We start from the raw sequence: 16,645 nt of genomic DNA on the forward strand, positions 1-16,645 counted from the left end.
AGCCTAGGACAGCGACAGGCCGAGCTTCCGTCCGGCCAGGCCGCGCCCCATGGTCGTGATGCCGTCGGCGATCGCGGCGAGTGCGACGGCCGCGGGGTCCTCCGGCTCGCCGAGCACCACGGGCAGGCCGGTGTCTCCGCCCTCGCGCAGCGGCACGGACAGCGGCACACTGCCGAGCACCGGGACGGGGGCGTCCTGGCCACGGGACAGCCGGGCCGCGGTCTCGGCGCCGCCGCCCTCGCCGAACAGGTGCAGGACCGAGCCGTCGGGCTGCACGAGCCCGGCCATGTTCTCGATGACCCCGATCACCCGCTGGCCCGTCTGGCGTGCGACGATCCCGCTGCGCTCGGCGACGTCGGCTGCGGCGGCCTGGGGAGTCGTGACGACGAGGACCTCGGCGTGCGGGAGCAGCTGGCCGACCGAGATCGCGACGTCGCCGGTGCCGGGCGGCAGGTCGAGCAGGAGGACGTCCAGGTCACCGAAGAACACGTCGGTCAGGAACTGGTTCACGGTGCGGTGCAGCATCGGGCCGCGCCAGGACACCGCGGTGGAGACGTCGTCGACGAACATGCCGATCGACACGACCTTCACGTCGTGGGCGACGGGCGGCAGGATCATGCTGTCCACGCGGGTCGGACGTGGCGCGACACCGTGCTCGTCGGTGAGCCCCATCAGCCCGGGGATGCTGAAGCCGTGCACGTCGACGTCGACGATCCCGACCCGCAGGCCGCGTCGGGCGAGCGCGACGGCGAGGTTGGCGGTGACCGTCGACTTGCCGACACCGCCCTTGCCGCTCGTCACGGCGATGACCCGGGTGAGCGAGTCCGCCGTGAACTGGATGCCGTTCGGCCGTCCGGCGCGCAGGCGCTCGGTGAGCGCGGCACGCGTCGCGGGGGCCATCACCGAGACGTCGACCTCGACCGACGACACCCCGTCCACGGAGCCGGCGGCGACGCGCACGTCGCGCTCGATGGTGTCGGCGGCGGGGCACCCCACGATCGTGAGCTGCAGGTCGACGCGCACCGCGCCTCCCGGCTGCACGTCCACCCCGCGGATCATGTCGAGCTCCGTGACCGGCCGACGGATCTCGGGGTCGATCACGCGGCCGAGCGCAGCGAGGACCGCCGTGCCCAGCTGCTCGTCCGCGGGAGCCGCGTCAGCCACGGGTGGAGCTGCCGGGCTCGTTCGCGTACCCGGCGTCGTCGGCGTCGCGCCGGTCGAGTTCCTCGAGCAGCGACCGGAGTTCGGCGCGGATGAAGTCCTTGGACGCCATGTCGCGCATCGCCAGCCGGAGCGCGACGACCTCGCGCGCCAGGTACTCGGTGTCCGCCAGGTTCCGCTCGGCGCGCTGCCGGTCCTGCTCGAACTGCACGCGGTCGCGGTCGTCCTGCCGGTTCTGCGCGAGCAGGATGAGCGGCGCGGCGTACGAGGCCTGGAGCGACAGCACCAGGGTCAGCGCGGTGAAGCCGATCGCTGCCGAGTCGAACTGCCACGGCTTCGGCGCGAGGGTGTTGTAGCCCATCCAGACCACGCAGAACAGGGTGAGGCCGATGAGGAACCACGGCGTGCCCATGCCACGTGCGATGCCCTCGGTCGCGCGACCGAACGTGTCGCCGCGTCCGCCGCGACGGCGGGTCGGGAGCACGCGCGTGCGCATGCCCTTGGGGGAGTCGAGGCGGACGTCGGAGCGCTCGCGATCGCGACGGTTCTCATCCGTTCGGGCCACGGGTGGTCCTCCTTCCCGTCGTCACGGGTGTCTTGCGCGGGCGTTGGCGTGGAAGCGGTGAGGGTTCCCCCTCGCCCTGACTTCGCCAGTCGTCCGGCAGGACGTGGTCGAGGACATCGTCGATCGTCACCACCCCGACGAGGCGGTGGGCGTCGTCGACCACGGGGACGGACAGCAGGTTGTAGGTCGCCATCACGCGGGTGACCTCGGCGGCGCTCGCGTCGACCCGGACCGGTTCGGTCTGCTGGTCGATGAGCGTGCCGAGCCGTTCGTTCGGCGGGTAGCGGAGCATGCGCTGGAAGTGCACCAGCCCGAGGAACCGGCCGGTCGGCGGCTCGTACGGCGGCAGCGTGACGCACACCGCGGCACCGAGCACCGGGGCGAGGTCGTGGCGGCGGACGAGCGCGAGTCCCTCGGCGACGGTCGCGTCGGCGGAGACGATGACGGGCTCGGTGGTCATCAGACCACCGGCGGTGTCCGGCTCGTACTCCAGGAGCATGCGGACGTCCTGCGCCTCCTCCGGCTCCATGAGCTGCAGGAGCGCCTCGCTCCGTTCGTCGGAGAACTGCGCGAGCACGTCGGCGGCGTCGTCGGGCTGCATCTGGTCGAGCACGTCCGCCGCGCGGGCGTCCTCGAGCCGCGACAGGATCTCGACGCGCTCCTGGTCGGGCATCTCCTCGAGCACGTCGGCGAGCCGGTCGTCCGGGAGTTCCTCGGCAACCTCGAACCGGCGTTCCTCCGGCAGGTCGAGCAGGGTGCTCGCCAGGTCGGCGGGCACGAGGTCGGAGTACGCGGCGATGACGTGCTCGGCGGACTGGGCCTCGCCGGGGAGCTCGTCCTCGGTGACCTCGTTCCACGTCGCGAACGTCGTCGGGCCCTTGCCGAACGGCGACGGCGTGGTCTTCGGCTTGCGGAGGAAGAGCTGCGCGACCTCCCAGTCGCCCTGCCCGCGGTCCTCGATCGCGACGTCCTCGATGGTGGCGCGGATCCGCTGGTTCTTGATGAGCACCTTGCGGCCGAGCATCTCGGCGATCACCCGGACCTCGCCGCCGCGCTGCTCGAAGCGGCGCATGTTGACGAGCCCGGTGGTGATCACCTGGCCGGCACCGATCGAGGTGATGCGCCCGACGCTGACGAAGATGCGGCGCTTGCCCGGCACCTCGACGATCAACCCCACGACGTGCGGGGGATCGGCCCGGCGGTAGACCACCAGGACGTCCCGGACCTTGCCCACGCGGTCGCCCGCGGGGTCGAAGACGGAGCACCCGGCGAGGCGGGCGACGAAGACCTTCGTGGCGCTCACCCGACCCAGCGTAGTCGGTGTGCGTGGTGGCGCTTCCCCGGCGGTGCACGTGCGATCGCAAGGTGTGCGGTGAATGATGGCTGTGTGAGCAATCAGAGTCCCTTCGCCGGCAGGACCGCCCAGGCCTTCCCGACGCTGCCCAAGGGCGACGTCCTCGGCACGTACGACAGCTACCCCGACGCTCAGCGCGTCGTGGCGAAGCTCGCCGACGCCGACTTCCCGGTCAACCAGCTCTCGATCGTGGGCAACGACCTGAAGACCGTCGAGCGTGTCACCGGCAAGATGACCTACGGCCGCGCGGCGATCGCCGGAGCGCTGTCCGGGCTCTGGCTCGGCATCTTCTTCGGCATCGTGCTCACCCTGTTCTCGCCGAGCGCCGGCGGCCTCATCCTCGCTGCAGCGATCATCGGCGCCGCGTTCGGCATGCTCTACGGCATCGTCTCGTTCGCGATCACGAAGCGGCAGCGCGACTTCACGAGCGTCCACCAGGTGCTCGCCACGAACTACCAGATCGTCGTCAACCCGCAGCTGACCGGCCAGGCGCAGCGGATCCTCGGCGAGCACGGCGCGACGCCGTCCACGCACTGGAACGAGCAGCCCCAGCAGGGCGCTCCCGGTGCGCCCGTGCAGGGACAGCAGCCGTGGCGTCCCGCCCCGCCGCAGCAGTCGCCGTACGGCGGACACGCCACACCCCACCAGCAGCCGGGAGGCCCGCAGCAGTCCGGCACGTCGGCCCCTGGCGGGCAGCCGGATGCGCCCACCGCCCCGCCGCGGTACGGCACGAACGACGGGCCCCGGTACGGGGAGAACGCGGACCCGGCAGCTGCCGCCCCCGCCGACCGACCCACCTCGGGCGGTCCGGCGATCCCCGAGCGTCGTCCGCAGGACCCGCCGCAGTACGGCGAGCGGGTGCCCGGTGCGACGCCGTCGTCCCCGTCGTCCGCGTCGTCCCCGAAGGACGACGAGCGCGCCTGACCCCTGCGACCTCCGGGTCTGCCGGCTGGGTCCTACAAGACCTTCGAGTAGCAGATCGACAGCGGGGCACCGACGTACGGGCCGAAGTTGGCGATGCGCGTGAAGCCCTCGCGCTCGTAGAACCCGACGGCGCGCTTCTGCTCGTTCCCCGTCTCGAGCACGAGCGCGGGTGACCCGAGGTCGAGCGCGGCCTCTTCGAGCCGGCGCAGCAGCGCGGCTGCCACGCCGGAGCCGCGGGACTCCGGCCGGACGTACATCCGCTTGATCTCGGTGATGCCGTCGGCGACGACCCGGAGACCGCCGCACGCCAGAGGGGTGCCCGCCTCGTCGCGCGCCACGAAGAACACCGCGATGGAGTCGGCCGTCGGCTTCTCGCCGGGTTCGGTGTCGCCCCCGTAGGCGCGGTCGATCTCCAGACGCTGCGCGGCACGGAGTCGTTGCGCGTCCGGGGAGTCGAAGTGCTCGACCTCGATCGAGAACTGCGGCGTGCGGGCGTCGGTGGAGGCGTCGGGCGTCGTCACCCGCTCAGGCTAGCGGCCGGAGCGAGCGATCCACCCCTCCACTTCCGAGGGGGTCCGGGGGATGCCGACCGACAGGTTCTCGGCGCCGTCCTCGGTGACCAGGATGTCGTCCTCGATCCGGACGCCGATGCCGCGGAACTCCTCGGGCACGGTCAGGTCGTCCTGCTGGAAGTACAGGCCGGGCTCGATCGTGAACACCATGCCGGGCTGCACGACGCCGTCGATGTACATCTCGCGACGGGCCTTCGCGCAGTCGTGCACGTCGAGGCCGAGGTGGTGGCTCGTGCCGTGCACCATGTAGCGGCGGTGGAACTGGTTGTCCGGCTCGAGGGATGCTTCTGCCGAGACGGGCAGGAAGCCCCACTCGGCGGTCTTGCGGGCGATGACCTCCATCGCGGTGGCGTGCACCTGGCGGAACGTGATGCCCGGCTTGACGATGGCGAACGCGGCGTCCGCCGCCTCGAGCACGGCGTCGTAGACCATGCGCTGGACGGGGGAGAACGTGCCGCTGACCGGCAGGGTGCGGGTGATGTCGGCCGTGTAGAACGAGTCGACCTCGACCCCGGCGTCGATGAGGATCAGGTCACCCGGCTGGACGGCGCCGTCGTTCCGGGTCCAGTGCAGGATGCAGGCGTGGTGGCCCGAGGCGGCGATGGTGTCGTAGCCGACCGTGTTGCCGTCGGCGCGGGCCCGGCGGTTGAAGGTGCCCTCGACGATGCGTTCACCGCGAGGATGCGCGAGGACGGCGTCGAAGTCGGCGATGACGTCGTCGAAGCCGTGCTTCGTGGCGTCGACGGCCTTGCGGAGCTCGTTGATCTCGTACGCGTCCTTCACCAGGCGCTGCTCGGACAGGTCACGGGCGAGGACGTCGTCGGTGGCCGGTGCGTTGTCGGTCTCCGGCGCGCCGCCGACGGCGCTGCCGAGTCGTGCGTCGAGGGTGCGGGTCAGGTCGTCGTCGGCCTCGCGCACCAGCAGCGCCGAGGCGTCGAGCCCGTCGGCGACGGCCGGGAAGGCACCGAGGTCGGCCGTGGCCAGCCCGAGGTCGGCGGCGACGGCGTCGAGCGAGGGACGCGGGCCGACCCAGAACTCGCCGATCTCCGGGTTCGCGTAGAACTCCTCGGAGTCACGACCGGCCGTGGCGCGGAAGTAGAGCGTGGCGTCGTGCCCGGAACCGTTCGGCGTCATCACGAGGACGGAACTGACGACCGTGTCGGTGCCCCACCCGGTCAGGTGGGCGAACGTGGAGTGCGGGCGGAACGGGTAGTCGCAGTCGTTCGAGCGGACCTTGGCCTGGCCGGCGGGGACCACGATCGTGCGGCCCGGGTGCAGCTCGGAGATGCGCGCACGACGCTCGGCGGCGAAGGCGGCCTGCTCGCGGGGCGCGGGGATCGTCTGCTCGCGGTCGGCCCACTGGGACCCGATGAAGTCCTTGAAGGTCGAGGACCCGGGGGTCGTGGAACGGTTGCTCGTCGCGCGGGGAGTCGTGTCGGCCATGGCTCCATCATCGCACCGCGCTGCCCCGGCGTCCTCTGCGGCCCCGCACCTGTGGATAGCATTGTCGACGTGCCCGACCCGTTCATCGACCTGCACGCGCACTCGAGTGTCTCCGACGGCACCGAGCGACCCGCGGAGCTCGTCCGAGCGGCCGCGGCCGCCGGCCTGGACGCCGTCGCGCTGACCGACCACGACACGACCGCCGGCTGGGCCGACGCGTCGGAGTCCGCACGTGCGCTGCCGCTGACGCTCCTGCCGGGTCTCGAGCTGAGCACGCGCATCGGCTTCCGCAGCGTGCACGTCCTCGGCTACCTGGTCGATCCGCAGGACCCCGGCCTGGTCGAGGAGACCGACCGCATCCGCGACGGCCGCCTCTCGCGTGCACACCGCATGGTCGACCGCATCGGTGAGGACCACCCGATCACCTGGGCCGACGTGCTGGCGCAGGCGAGTCCCGGGGCCACCATCGGCCGCCCGCACATCGCCGACGCGCTCGTCGCCCGGGGCCTCGAGTCCGACCGGAGCGCGGCGTTCCGCGGCATCCTGCACCCGGCGTCCGGCTACTACGAACCGCACGAGGCACCGTCGCCCCTGCGCGGTGTCGAACTCATCCGACAGGCCGGGGGCGTGCCGGTCATCGCGCACCCGGCGGCGTCGTCGCGGGGGATCGTCATCGACGAGCCGATGCTCCGCGACCTCGTCGACGCGGGGCTCGGCGGGCTCGAGGTCGACCACCGCGAGAACCTCGCGCACGGCAAGCGCACCCTGCTCGACTGGGCGTCGCGCTACGGCCTGTTCGTCACGGGCTCGAGCGACTACCACGGCACCGGCAAGCCGAACCGGCTCGGCGAGCACCGCACCGCTCGGGCCGCGTTCGACACCATCCTGTCCGAGGCCACCGGCAGCGCACCCGTGGTCGGCCCCGGCTCACGCCTGCCCTGACGCAGTCCTGACCCGTCGCGCCGTCTCACCAAAGCGACAGATCTCGCACGGCGCGGCCTGACCGATCCGCGAAAGCGACAGATTCCCGCCGACGGTTCGCGGCGATCTGTCGCTTTCGCGGGCGCAGTCGGCGGGTGGAGACGACGAAGGGCCCGTCGCGTCAGCGACGGACCCTTCGGTCTTGAGGCGCTACTCGCCGTCCGACGAACCCTGCGGTGCCGAGGCGGTCGCCGAGGCATCGCCGGTGCCGGCACCGCGACGGCGGCGACGGCGACGACGCTTCGCGGCGCCGTCGGTGGTCCCACCCTCGGTGGCCGACGTGTCGTCGGTGGGCGCGGAGGTCGGAGCCGCGGACTCGGAGGCAGAGGCCTGCGAGGCGGGCTGCTCCGCGCCTCCTGAGCGGGTGCGGCTGCGCGACCGCGAACGCGAGGCGTCACGCGGACCGGAGGCCGGACGGTCGCTGCTGCGCTTCTCGGCAGGGGCACCCGCCGACGCTGCGTACGACGAGGCACCGGCCAGACGGCCCTTGGTGCCCTTCGGGATGTCGAGCTCCTCGAACAGGTGCGGCGACGACGAGTAGGTCTCGACGGGCTCGGGGATGCCGAACTCGAGGGCCTTGTCGATCAGCGTCCACTTGTGCAGGTCGTCCCAGTCGACGAACGTGACCGCGATGCCGGTCTTGCCCGCACGGCCGGTGCGGCCGGCGCGGTGCAGGTACGTGTCCGGGTCGTCCGGGATCGTGTGGTTGATGACGTGCGTGACGTCGTCCACGTCGATGCCGCGGGCGGCGACGTCGGTGGCGATGAGCACGTCGCGCTTGCCGGCCTTGAAGGCGGCCATCGCACGCTCGCGCTGCTCCTGGTTGAGGTCGCCGTGCACCGCCGCGGCGTTGAACCCGCGGTCCTTGAGCTCCTCGACGAGCTTCGCCGCCGCACGCTTGGTGCGGGTGAAGATCACGGTCTTGCCGCGGCCCTCGGCCTGGAGGATGCGGGCGATGACCTCGTCCTTGTCCAGGGAGTGCGCGCGGTAGATGAGGTGCTTGATGTTGGCCTGCATGAGGCCCTCGTCCGGGTCGGTCGCCCGGATGTGCACCGGACGGCTCATGAACCGGCGGGCGAGCGCGACGATCGGCGCGGGCATCGTCGCCGAGAACAGCATCGTGTGCCGCACCTCGGGGATGGCCTGGAAGATGCGCTCGATGTCCGACAGGAAGCCCAGGTCGAGCATGCGGTCGGCCTCGTCGAGGACGACTTCCTGCACGTGGGACAGGTCGAGGAGTCGCTGGCGCTGCAGGTCGATGAGTCGCCCGGGCGTGCCGACGACGATCTGGGCGCCGGCCTTGAGCTGCTCGATCTGGCCCTCGTACGCCTTGCCGCCGTAGATCGCCGCGATGGTGGTCGGGCGGTTCGAGGTGGCGACCTCGAGGTCCTCGGTCACCTGGACCGCGAGCTCGCGGGTCGGGACGACGACGAGTGCCTTGACGCCGGGTGCCGGGTCGGCCCCGAGACGCTGGATGAGGGGGAGGCCGAACCCGAAGGTCTTGCCGGTACCGGTCTTGGCCTGGCCGATGATGTCCTGGCCGGTGAGGGCGAGCGGGATCGTCTGCTGCTGGATCGGGAAGGGCTCGAGGATGCCCTTGCCCGCGAGCGCGTCGACGATGTCCTGCTCGATGGAGAGGTCTGCGAAAGTCAAAGAATCACCTTAGTTCTGGTGGAAGTCCCGGCCAGTCTACCGATGGGCGGGTGGAGCGGGGCGCGAGGCGGTTCCCGCTATGCTCTCCGGGTGGTGTCGTGGTGGAACCGGAAGCGCGCGGCGCAGCTCGCAGCAGCGTGGCTCGCGTCGCGGAACCCGCGAGGCGCAGCCCAGGTCAAGCGCCTGGCGCTCGACGACGTCACCCCGGAGCTGGACGTGTACCTCGGCCAGGCCGCGTACCTGCAGCTCTCCGTCTACGAGACGATGGGTCGCGCCGGTGCCTCGGCGCCGACGCTGTCCGGTCGCCTGGTGACCGGCGTGCTCGCGACGACGGCCCTCGACCGGCACCGCACCATCGTCGCCGAGATCGAGCGCAACGGTTCGGACCCGGCGGCACTGATGGCGCCGCACCGCGAGGCGATCGACCGGTTCCTCGAACGCACGAGCGGTGCCGACTGGTACGAGTCCATGCTGACCGGCTACGTCACTGCCGGCATCCTGAACGACCTGTTCGGCAACCTGCTGCGCTCGCTGCCGAACGACGTGCGGCAGCGGCTGCGCTCCGTGTTCGACGCGCGTGAGGAACCCGCGGTCGTCGAGGAACTGACCGCCCGGATCGAGGACGACCCCGAGGTCGGTTCGCGCCTGGCGATGTGGGGCCGACGGCTCGTCGGGGACACCCTGCTGGTGGCGCGGTCGGCCCTGGCGTCGCACGCGCGTGAGGACCAGGAGCGGCTGGAGCCGGTCTGGACGGAGCTCATCGCCGCGCACACACGCCGGATGGACGCGCTCGGCCTGACGGCCTAGGCCCCGCGGGCCTTGAGTCGTTCGTAGTACTCGACGTCGCTCTTGTCGCGGCGCGTCCCGAGCAGCCACTCGACGACGAGGGCGACGACGCCCGCACCGACCAGGGCCACCACCCAGATCCAGGTGGCGTCGTACTGCCAGCCGGCCCAGGTCAGTGCCTCCCACAGGACGGCAGCGGCGATGCCGCCCACGGCGGGCCCGATCAGGACGCCACGACTGGCGCGCCACGGCAGGACCACGTGCGCGATCCCGCCGATGATCAGGCCGCCGAGGACGGCGAAGAGCAGTTCCACGTCGTCAGGCGACGAAGCCGATGCGGCGTGCCTCTTCCGCGCCGACCTCGACGTACGCCAGGGCGGCGACCGGCACGATGAAGCGGCGGCCCTTCTCGTCCTGGAGCGACAGGTGCGTCGCCTTCGACGCGAGGGCCTCCGACACGGCCTTCTCGATCTCGTCGGCGGTCTGGGCGGTCTCGAACGCGATCTCGCGCGGGCTGTTGATGATGCCGATCTTGATGTCCACGAGCACAGCGTATCCGAGCCGTCCCGGAGGACATCGGACGTTCGCCGCGGGCGCACTCGACGGCCGGGGTGCACGCCGCGCCCGCGTCCGACCGGGTGGTGTCGGCGGTCGTGGGTACCGTACGAGCGTGCCGCAGACCACGCTGACGCCAGCTCCCGCAGACGCCGGCGTCGCACGTGCCCTGGTCGACGACCCGTCCCAGGCGGCCGTGCTCGCGTTGACGGACGGTCGACACGCGGCGGTCATCGGGGCGCCCGGCACGGGCAAGACGACGACGCTCGCCCGGCTCGTCGCCGACCGGTTGCACCGACCGGACGCGATCAGTCCCGACGGGCACGCCACGGTGCTCGCGCTGACCTCGGCGCGGACCGCTGCCACCGCGCTGCGTGACCGACTCGCGGCCGTCGTCGACCGCGTCGTGCCGGGTGCGCTCGCCCGGACCGTGAACTCGCTGGCCTTCCAGATCGTCGCGCACGCCGCCGCCGTCCAGGGGCAGGAGGCGCCGACGCTGCTCACCGGTGGTGAGCAGGACCGCATCATCGCCGACCTGCTCGCCGGCCACGAGCTGGACCGTACCGGTCCGGACTGGCCCGAGCCGATCACCGCGGTGGTGCGCGAGCGCGCCGGGTTCCGGACCGCGCTGCGCGACGTCATGATGCGTGCGGTGGCGGCGGGTGTCGAACCCGAGGACATGCGCGAGCTCGCCGACGAGGGCGGTCGACCCGAGTGGCGGGCCGTCGGCGACTTCGTCGACGAGTACCGGGCGTCGGTCACGGCGTTCCGTGCGACCAGCCTCGACTCCGGTGAGCTCGTCGCGTTCGCCACCGCCGCCGTGCTGCGGGGGGAGCTGCCGGCGAGCATCGCGGCCCTCGGGCTGATCGTGGTCGACGACACCCAGGAACTCGTCGAGGGCGAGGTGGCGCTGCTCGGCGCGCTCGCCCGGTCCGGCGTGCAGGTCGTCGCGTTCGGTGACCCGGACATCGCCGCCTCGGCGTTCCGCGGCGCCGAACCGGACGTGCTCGGACGCTTGGCGGTCCGACTCGGCGTGGACCGGGTCGACGAACTCGTCCTGGGCACCGTGCACCGGTACCCCGCGCCGATCCGGTCGCTGGTCTCGGGGATCACGGGGCGCATCGGCACGGCGGCGGCCGGTCGGCAGCGCGCGGCGACGGCGAGCGACGAGGACGCCCGAGCCGACGCCGTCGTGCACCTCGAGGCCGCGAGCCGGTCGGCGCTGCTCGTCGCCATCGCCCGACGGCTCCGCGAGCACCGCCTGCTCGACGGTGTGCCGTGGCACCGGATGGCGGTCGTCACCCGCAGCGGCGCCGCCATCCCCGAGCTCGTGCGTGCCCTCTCGGTGGCCGAGGTCCCGGCGACCGCCGGCGCCGCGCCCGTCCGTCCGCGTGACGACTCGGCAGCGCGCGCGATGCTCGACGCCGCGGCGGTCGCCCTCGGGGTGCTGCCGCTCGACGCCGCCCTGGCCACGGCGTTCGCCACCGGCCCGCTCGGTGGCCTGGACACCCTGGCGATGCGTCGGCTCCGACTCGCCCTGCGGCGCGAGGAACTCGCCGGGGACGGCACCCGCACCGCCGACGAGCTCCTGATCGACGCGCTCGGCGCCCCGGAACGTCTGGCCACCCTCGACGCCGGCTTCGCCAGGCGGGCGACCCGACTCGCGCGCAGCCTGGTGCAGGCGCACGCCGACGCCGAGGCCGGGTCGAGCATCGAGGAGATCCTCTGGGGGCTCTGGGAGCGCAGCGGCCTCGCGAAGTCGTGGGGTGGGCAGTCCGCGGCCGGCGGGGTCGGAGCGGGCGAGGCGGACCGGCACCTCGACGCCGTCGTCGGCCTGTTCACCGCCGCCAAGCGGTTCGTCGAACGCACCCCGGACGCCCCGGCCCGGGTGTTCGTCGACGACCTGCTCGGCGCCGACCTGCCCGAGGACTCCATCGGCCCCGACCGCACGGCCGGTCGCGTCCGGGTGCTCACCCCCTCGGCGACGATCGGCCTCGAGTGCGACGTCGTCGTGGTGCTCGGCCTGCAGGACGGCGTGTGGCCGAACACCCGGGTGCGCGGCAGCCTGCTCGACCCCGACGGGCTGGTCCGCGCGGCATCGGGCGTCGAGCGCTCGCCGATCGACGATCGGGCTGCGGTCGTCGCCGACGAACTCCGCCTGTTCGCCCGTGCCGTCTCCCGCGCCACCACACAGGTCATGATCGGCACCGTCGCCAACGACGACGAGTCCCCGTCGCCGTTCGTCCGGCTGGTGCCGGTGCCGCCGGACCGGCAGCCGACCGTGCACCCACTGTCCCTGCGGGGGCTGGCCGGCTCACTGCGCCGACGGGTGGTGCTGTCCGGCGACCACGAGGCCGCCTCGGCACTGGCCCGCCTCGCCGAGGCCGAGGTCCCCGGCGCCGCACCGGACGACTGGTACGGCCTCGCCGAACCGACCACCGACGAGCCCCTGGTCGACCTCGACGCCGATCCGGCCCCCGAGGTCGAGGGCGGCGAACCCGTCGCGCCGACCGTGTCCGTCTCGCCGTCGCGCATCGGCACGTTCGAGGAGTGCCCCGTGCACTGGTTCGTGCAGACCTTCGGCGGCGGCGCACCGAGCCCGGCCATGGGGATCGGCACGATCGTGCACGAGGCCATGGAGCACGCGACCGAGATCGACGTCGAGTCGCTGTGGGAGCGGGTCGAGGCCCGGTGGGACGAACTGACCTTCGAGTCGCCGTGGGTCGCCGACCGTGAACGCGCGCGCACCCGGCGGATGATCGAGGGACTCAGCGACTACCTGCGGACCTTCGCCGGGGCCGGCCGCCGACTGCTCGGCGCCGAGACCTCGTTCGCCCTGGTCACCGGCCCCGCCCGGATGCGCGGCAGCATCGACCGCATCGAGGTCGACCCCGAGGGCCGCGTCAGCGTGGTGGACCTGAAGACCGGCCGGTCGATGCCGAGCGAGAAGAGCGACATGCCGGAGCACCCGCAGCTCGGCGCCTACCAACTGGCGGTCGAGGACGGCGCGGTCGAGGGGGTGCCGGCCGGCTCGGTGATGACGGACGCCCGACTGGTGTTCGTGCAGAACCCGCGCGGTGGGCACGCCTACTCGGAGCGGACCCAGCACGCATTCGACGCCGAGGCGCGCGACGCCTACCGGGAGCGCCTGCACGGGGTCGCGCGCGGCATGGCCGGGCGCACGTTCCTGGCGAACGTGGACGACCACTGCGAGAAGGCCCGGACCGGCGTCGAGTGCCGCATCCACGTGGTCGCGGAGGTGACCTGGTGACCGACACGACCGACACGACCGACACGACCGACGTGACCGACACGGCAGGGACTCTCGCGCCCGCGATCCGGCACGGCGCCGACGCCATCGCCGACGCCCTCGGCCGTCCTCGCCCGACCGCGCAGCAGCGCGCCGTCATCGAGTCCCCGCTCGCCCCCGCCCTGGTCGTCGCCGGCGCCGGCAGCGGCAAGACCGAGACGATGGCGTCGCGCGTGGTCTGGCTCCTGGCGAACGGCCTCGTCCGCCCCGACGAGGTCCTCGGCCTGACGTTCACCCGCAAGGCCGCCGGCGAGCTCTCGGTCCGCATCAACGACCGCATCCGTGCGCTCGAGGACGTCGGCCTGATCACCCCGGGCGACGCCTTCGAAGCGCCGACGGTGTCGACCTACAACGCGTTCGCGAACGCCGTCTTCCGCGAGAACGCCCTGCTCGTCGGCCGCGACGGCGAGTCCCAGGTCCTGACCGAGCCCTCCGCCTGGCAGCTGGCCCGCCGCGTCGTGGTGGCCGCGCGTGACGACCGGCTGGCCGGACTCGACCGCGACGTCGACACCCTCACCGCGGCCGTGGTGGCGCTCGCCGGTGCGACGTCCGAGCACCTCGTCGAACCCGAGGACCTCCGTCGTTTCGCCGTCGAGTTCTCCGACCTGCTCGAGCTGCCCGGCAACCGGGGCAAGCCGTACAAGGCGATCACCGACGCCGTCGCCGCGATCGGTGCACTCGAACCCCTCGCCGACCTGGTCGCGGAGTTCCGGCGGCAGAAGGTCGACCGGGGCTTCGTCGAGTTCTCCGACCAGATCGCGCTGGCGCTCGCCGCGGCCGAGTCCGCGCCGCGCGTGGTCACGGACCTGCGGCAGCGGTTCGGCGTCGTGCTGCTCGACGAGTACCAGGACACCTCGGTGGTGCAGACCCGGTTCCTCGCCCGGCTGTTCCGCGGGCACTCGGTGATGGCAGTGGGCGATCCGCACCAGTCGATCTACGGGTTCCGCGGTGCGAGCGCCGCGAACCTCGCCCGCTTCCCACGCGACTTCGGGGGGACCGAGCCGGACGCGGCGCGGCCCGTCACGTTCGCGCTGTCGACGAGCTGGCGGAACCCGGTCGACGTCCTCGCGGGGGCGAACGCGATCGTGGCGCCGCTGTCCGAAGCGTCCGAGGTCGACGTCGAGCGCCTGTCACCGCGACCCGGCGCCGACACCGGGACGGTCCGTGCGGTGTTCCCGGAGACCCTGCCGGAAGAGGCCGACGAGGTCGCCGCGTGGTTCCAGGACCACCGGAAGCGGAACCCGACCGGGTCGATGGCCCTGCTGCTCCGTGCCCGCAAGGACCTGGCGTCGTTCACCGCTGCACTCGGTGCGCGCGCTGTGCCCTTCCACGTGCTCGGGACCGGCGGCCTGCTGCAGCGCCCCGAGATCGTGGACCTCGTCGCTTGCCTGCGGGTGCTGCACGACCCGGCCGCCGGCAACGACCTCATCCGGTTGCTCGCGGGCGCCCGGTGGCGGGTGGGCGCGGCGGACGTCGTCGCCCTGCACCACCTCGCGCGCTGGCTGTTCCAGCGCGACCACACCCAGCAGCGCCTCGACGACGAACTGACGGCGGCCTTCCGCGCCTCGGTCGCTGTGGGGGAGCACGGCTCGATCGTCGACGCCCTGGACTTCGTGGCGACGGCGCCGGACGACCACGGTGCGCTCGAGGGCATCACGCCCGCCGGTCGCAGCCGGATGCGGTCGCTCGGCGCGCAGCTCGCGATGCTGCGCTCGCGGGCCGGCAGCGACCTGGTCGACTTCGTGACGCTCGTGGTGCAGGAGATGCGGCTCGACATCGAGGTCGCGGCGCACGAGCAGGGCAGCGGGGCGTACCTCGACGCCTTCATCGACGAACTCGCCGGGTTCGTGTCCACCGACGACCGCGCCGACCTCGGGTCCTTCCTGGGGTGGATCGACGCCGCGGCCCGTCGTGACGACATGGGCCCGCGCTCCGAGGAACCCGAAGCGGGCACGGTCCAGATCCTGACGATCCACGGATCGAAGGGCCTCGAGTGGGACGCCGTCGCGGTGCCGCGCATGGTCGAGGGCGGGCTGCCCGCACGGCCGCAGGAAGGCTCGTCCGGGTGGCTCGGCTTCGGCCGTCTGCCGTACGAGTTCCGGGGGGACGGCGCCGAGCTGCCGAACCTGGCGTGGCGCGGGCAGGAGACCCAGAAGGACGTCACGACCGCGATCGACGCCTTCAAGGAGCAGGTGAAGGCCCGCAACGAGGACGAGGAACGCCGACTCACGTACGTCGCGCTGACGCGTGCCCGCCACGACCTGCTCGTGTCCGGCTCGTTCTGGGCCGGCGGCGTGCGCCCCACGGAGCCGAGCCGGTACCTGCACGACCTGGTCGAGGCCGGGGTCGTCGACGATACCGCCATCCCGGAGACCACCGTGCACGACGAGAACCCCCTCGGCGAGGACGGTGCGACGCAGCTCTGGCCGCACGTGCCGTTCGGCCAGCGGGCGCCCCGGGTGCTCGCGGCGGCCGAGCGGGTGCGGAACGCCAACCCCGGCGCCTCCGGCCGGTACGCCGCCGACATCGACCTGCTGCTCGCCGAACGACGCGCGACCCGGAACGCGAAGCACGCGGTCGTGGTCCCGCACCGTGTGCCGGCCTCCGGCTTCAAGGACTACCTGACCGAGCCGGACAAGGTGGCCGAGCGCCTGCGTCGGCCGATGCCGGAGCGTCCGTACCGCGCGACCCGGCTCGGCACGCTGTTCCACCAGTGGGTCGAGCAGCGCGCCCGGACGGGCGGGTCGCTCGAGACCCTCGACGTGTGGGGCGACGAGCTCGACCTCGACGCCGACGACCTGGTGGATGCCTCGCCCGACGCCGTGGTCACGGACGACGACGCCCGACGGCTGGCCGACTTCCAGGCGACCTTCGCGCGCTCCCGGTGGGCCGGTCGCACACCGGTGGAGGTCGAGCGGGAGATCCACATCCCGTTCCTCGGGCACAGCGTCGTCTGCAAGCTCGACGCCGTCTACGAGATCGACGGGCGGGCCGAGGTCGTGGACTGGAAGACGGGCAAGGCGCCGTCCGGTGCCGACGACCTGGCCCGCCGGACCCTGCAGCTCGCCCTGTACCGGGTGGCGTACGCCGAGTTCACCGGACGGCCGCTCGACCAGGTCGACGCGGTGTTCTACTTCGTCGCGGACGACCTCGAGGTGCGTCCGACCGAGCTGCTGGACCGCGCCGGACTCGAGCGGGCCTGGACGGCCGCGATCAGCTGACCGGCGGACGTGACCGTTCGGCGGAGCGCCCCGCGCCCGTCCGGCGACGCACCGGAGGCCCGGAGCGGGTCCGCCGGATCGGCACCGGGCCTCCAGACGGTTGCGTGCACCGCGACCCAC

At 72.8% G+C, this 16,645-nt stretch carries 13 protein-coding genes; 5 read left to right on the forward strand and 8 right to left on the reverse strand.

All coding sequences use genetic code 11. From position 1 onward, the window contains the following. Positions 1 to 3: 3 nt before the first annotated feature. From ACVKXF_RS16265 to ACVKXF_RS16275, 3 genes are read right to left on the reverse strand one after another with little or no spacing between them, the layout of a single operon-like run. Complete coding sequence (locus tag ACVKXF_RS16265) at positions 4 to 1,164, reverse strand: Mrp/NBP35 family ATP-binding protein (protein WP_456796351.1); 1,161 nt, start codon at positions 1,162 to 1,164, stop codon at positions 4 to 6. Beyond that, on the reverse strand, positions 1,157 to 1,657 hold the full coding sequence (locus ACVKXF_RS16270) for a DUF1003 domain-containing protein (RefSeq protein WP_111085044.1): 501 nt from the start codon (positions 1,655 to 1,657) through the stop codon (positions 1,157 to 1,159). Before ACVKXF_RS16270 ends, ACVKXF_RS16265 begins: the two co-directional genes overlap by 8 nt. A gap of 52 nt (positions 1,658 to 1,709) precedes the next feature. Continuing rightward, positions 1,710 to 3,029, reverse strand: a complete 1,320-nt coding sequence (locus tag ACVKXF_RS16275) for a magnesium transporter MgtE N-terminal domain-containing protein (RefSeq protein WP_123313343.1) — start codon at positions 3,027 to 3,029, stop codon at positions 1,710 to 1,712. 84 nt (positions 3,030 to 3,113) lie between these two features. Here ACVKXF_RS16275 and ACVKXF_RS16280 point away from each other — a divergent pair, with 84 nt between their 5' ends. Next, positions 3,114 to 4,004: a general stress protein gene (locus tag ACVKXF_RS16280; RefSeq protein WP_456796352.1), complete on the forward strand. Its 891-nt coding sequence runs from the start codon at positions 3,114 to 3,116 to the stop codon at positions 4,002 to 4,004. 32 nt (positions 4,005 to 4,036) lie between these two features. Here ACVKXF_RS16280 and ACVKXF_RS16285 read toward each other — a convergent pair whose 3' ends face one another. Next, positions 4,037 to 4,525, reverse strand: a complete 489-nt coding sequence (locus ACVKXF_RS16285) for a GNAT family N-acetyltransferase (RefSeq protein WP_123313345.1) — start codon at positions 4,523 to 4,525, stop codon at positions 4,037 to 4,039. A 9-nt stretch (positions 4,526 to 4,534) separates the two neighbouring features. Then, the gene (locus tag ACVKXF_RS16290; protein ID WP_456796353.1) at positions 4,535 to 6,019 is read right to left on the reverse strand and encodes an aminopeptidase P family protein; all 1,485 of its coding nucleotides are present in this window, start codon (positions 6,017 to 6,019) and stop codon (positions 4,535 to 4,537) included. 69 nt (positions 6,020 to 6,088) lie between these two features. On the opposite strand from ACVKXF_RS16290, the gene ACVKXF_RS16295 reads away from it, so the two are divergent. Further along, positions 6,089 to 6,961, forward strand: a complete 873-nt coding sequence (locus ACVKXF_RS16295) for a PHP domain-containing protein (RefSeq protein WP_456796354.1) — start codon at positions 6,089 to 6,091, stop codon at positions 6,959 to 6,961. 189 nt (positions 6,962 to 7,150) lie between these two features. On the opposite strand, the gene ACVKXF_RS16300 is transcribed toward ACVKXF_RS16295, so the two are convergent. Further along, entirely contained in the window at positions 7,151 to 8,653 is a 1,503-nt protein-coding gene (locus tag ACVKXF_RS16300; protein WP_456796355.1) for a DEAD/DEAH box helicase, read from the reverse strand. Positions 8,654 to 8,746: 93 nt separating this feature from the next. On the opposite strand from ACVKXF_RS16300, the gene ACVKXF_RS16305 reads away from it, so the two are divergent. After that, complete coding sequence (locus ACVKXF_RS16305; protein ID WP_260233092.1) at positions 8,747 to 9,460, forward strand: ferritin-like domain-containing protein; 714 nt, start codon at positions 8,747 to 8,749, stop codon at positions 9,458 to 9,460. On the opposite strand, the gene ACVKXF_RS16310 is transcribed toward ACVKXF_RS16305, so the two are convergent. After that, complete coding sequence (locus ACVKXF_RS16310; protein WP_123313349.1) at positions 9,457 to 9,753, reverse strand: hypothetical protein; 297 nt, start codon at positions 9,751 to 9,753, stop codon at positions 9,457 to 9,459. The genes ACVKXF_RS16305 and ACVKXF_RS16310 overlap by 4 nt on opposite strands. Positions 9,754 to 9,757: 4 nt before the next feature. Beyond that, on the reverse strand, positions 9,758 to 9,982 hold the full coding sequence (locus tag ACVKXF_RS16315; protein ID WP_111084998.1) for a DUF3107 domain-containing protein: 225 nt from the start codon (positions 9,980 to 9,982) through the stop codon (positions 9,758 to 9,760). A gap of 127 nt (positions 9,983 to 10,109) precedes the next feature. Between ACVKXF_RS16315 and ACVKXF_RS16320 the strand changes: the two genes are divergently transcribed. Both ACVKXF_RS16320 and ACVKXF_RS16325 read left to right on the forward strand, forming a co-directional pair. Beyond that, positions 10,110 to 13,265, forward strand: a complete 3,156-nt coding sequence (locus tag ACVKXF_RS16320) for a PD-(D/E)XK nuclease family protein (RefSeq protein ID WP_456796356.1) — start codon at positions 10,110 to 10,112, stop codon at positions 13,263 to 13,265. Next, positions 13,262 to 16,525: a UvrD-helicase domain-containing protein gene (locus tag ACVKXF_RS16325; RefSeq protein WP_456796357.1), complete on the forward strand. Its 3,264-nt coding sequence runs from the start codon at positions 13,262 to 13,264 to the stop codon at positions 16,523 to 16,525. Before ACVKXF_RS16320 ends, ACVKXF_RS16325 begins: the two co-directional genes overlap by 4 nt. Positions 16,526 to 16,645 lie beyond the last annotated feature (120 nt).

Source organism: Curtobacterium sp. PvP017, assembly GCF_054060195.1.

Coding starts and splice junctions, on each gene's coding strand:
- ACVKXF_RS16270 (WP_111085044.1), bottom strand. CDS start 1,657: ATGCGCACGCGCGTGCTCCCGACCCGCCGTCGCGGCGGACGCGGCGAC.
- ACVKXF_RS16290 (WP_456796353.1), bottom strand. CDS start 6,019: ATGGCCGACACGACTCCCCGCGCGACGAGCAACCGTTCCACGACCCCC.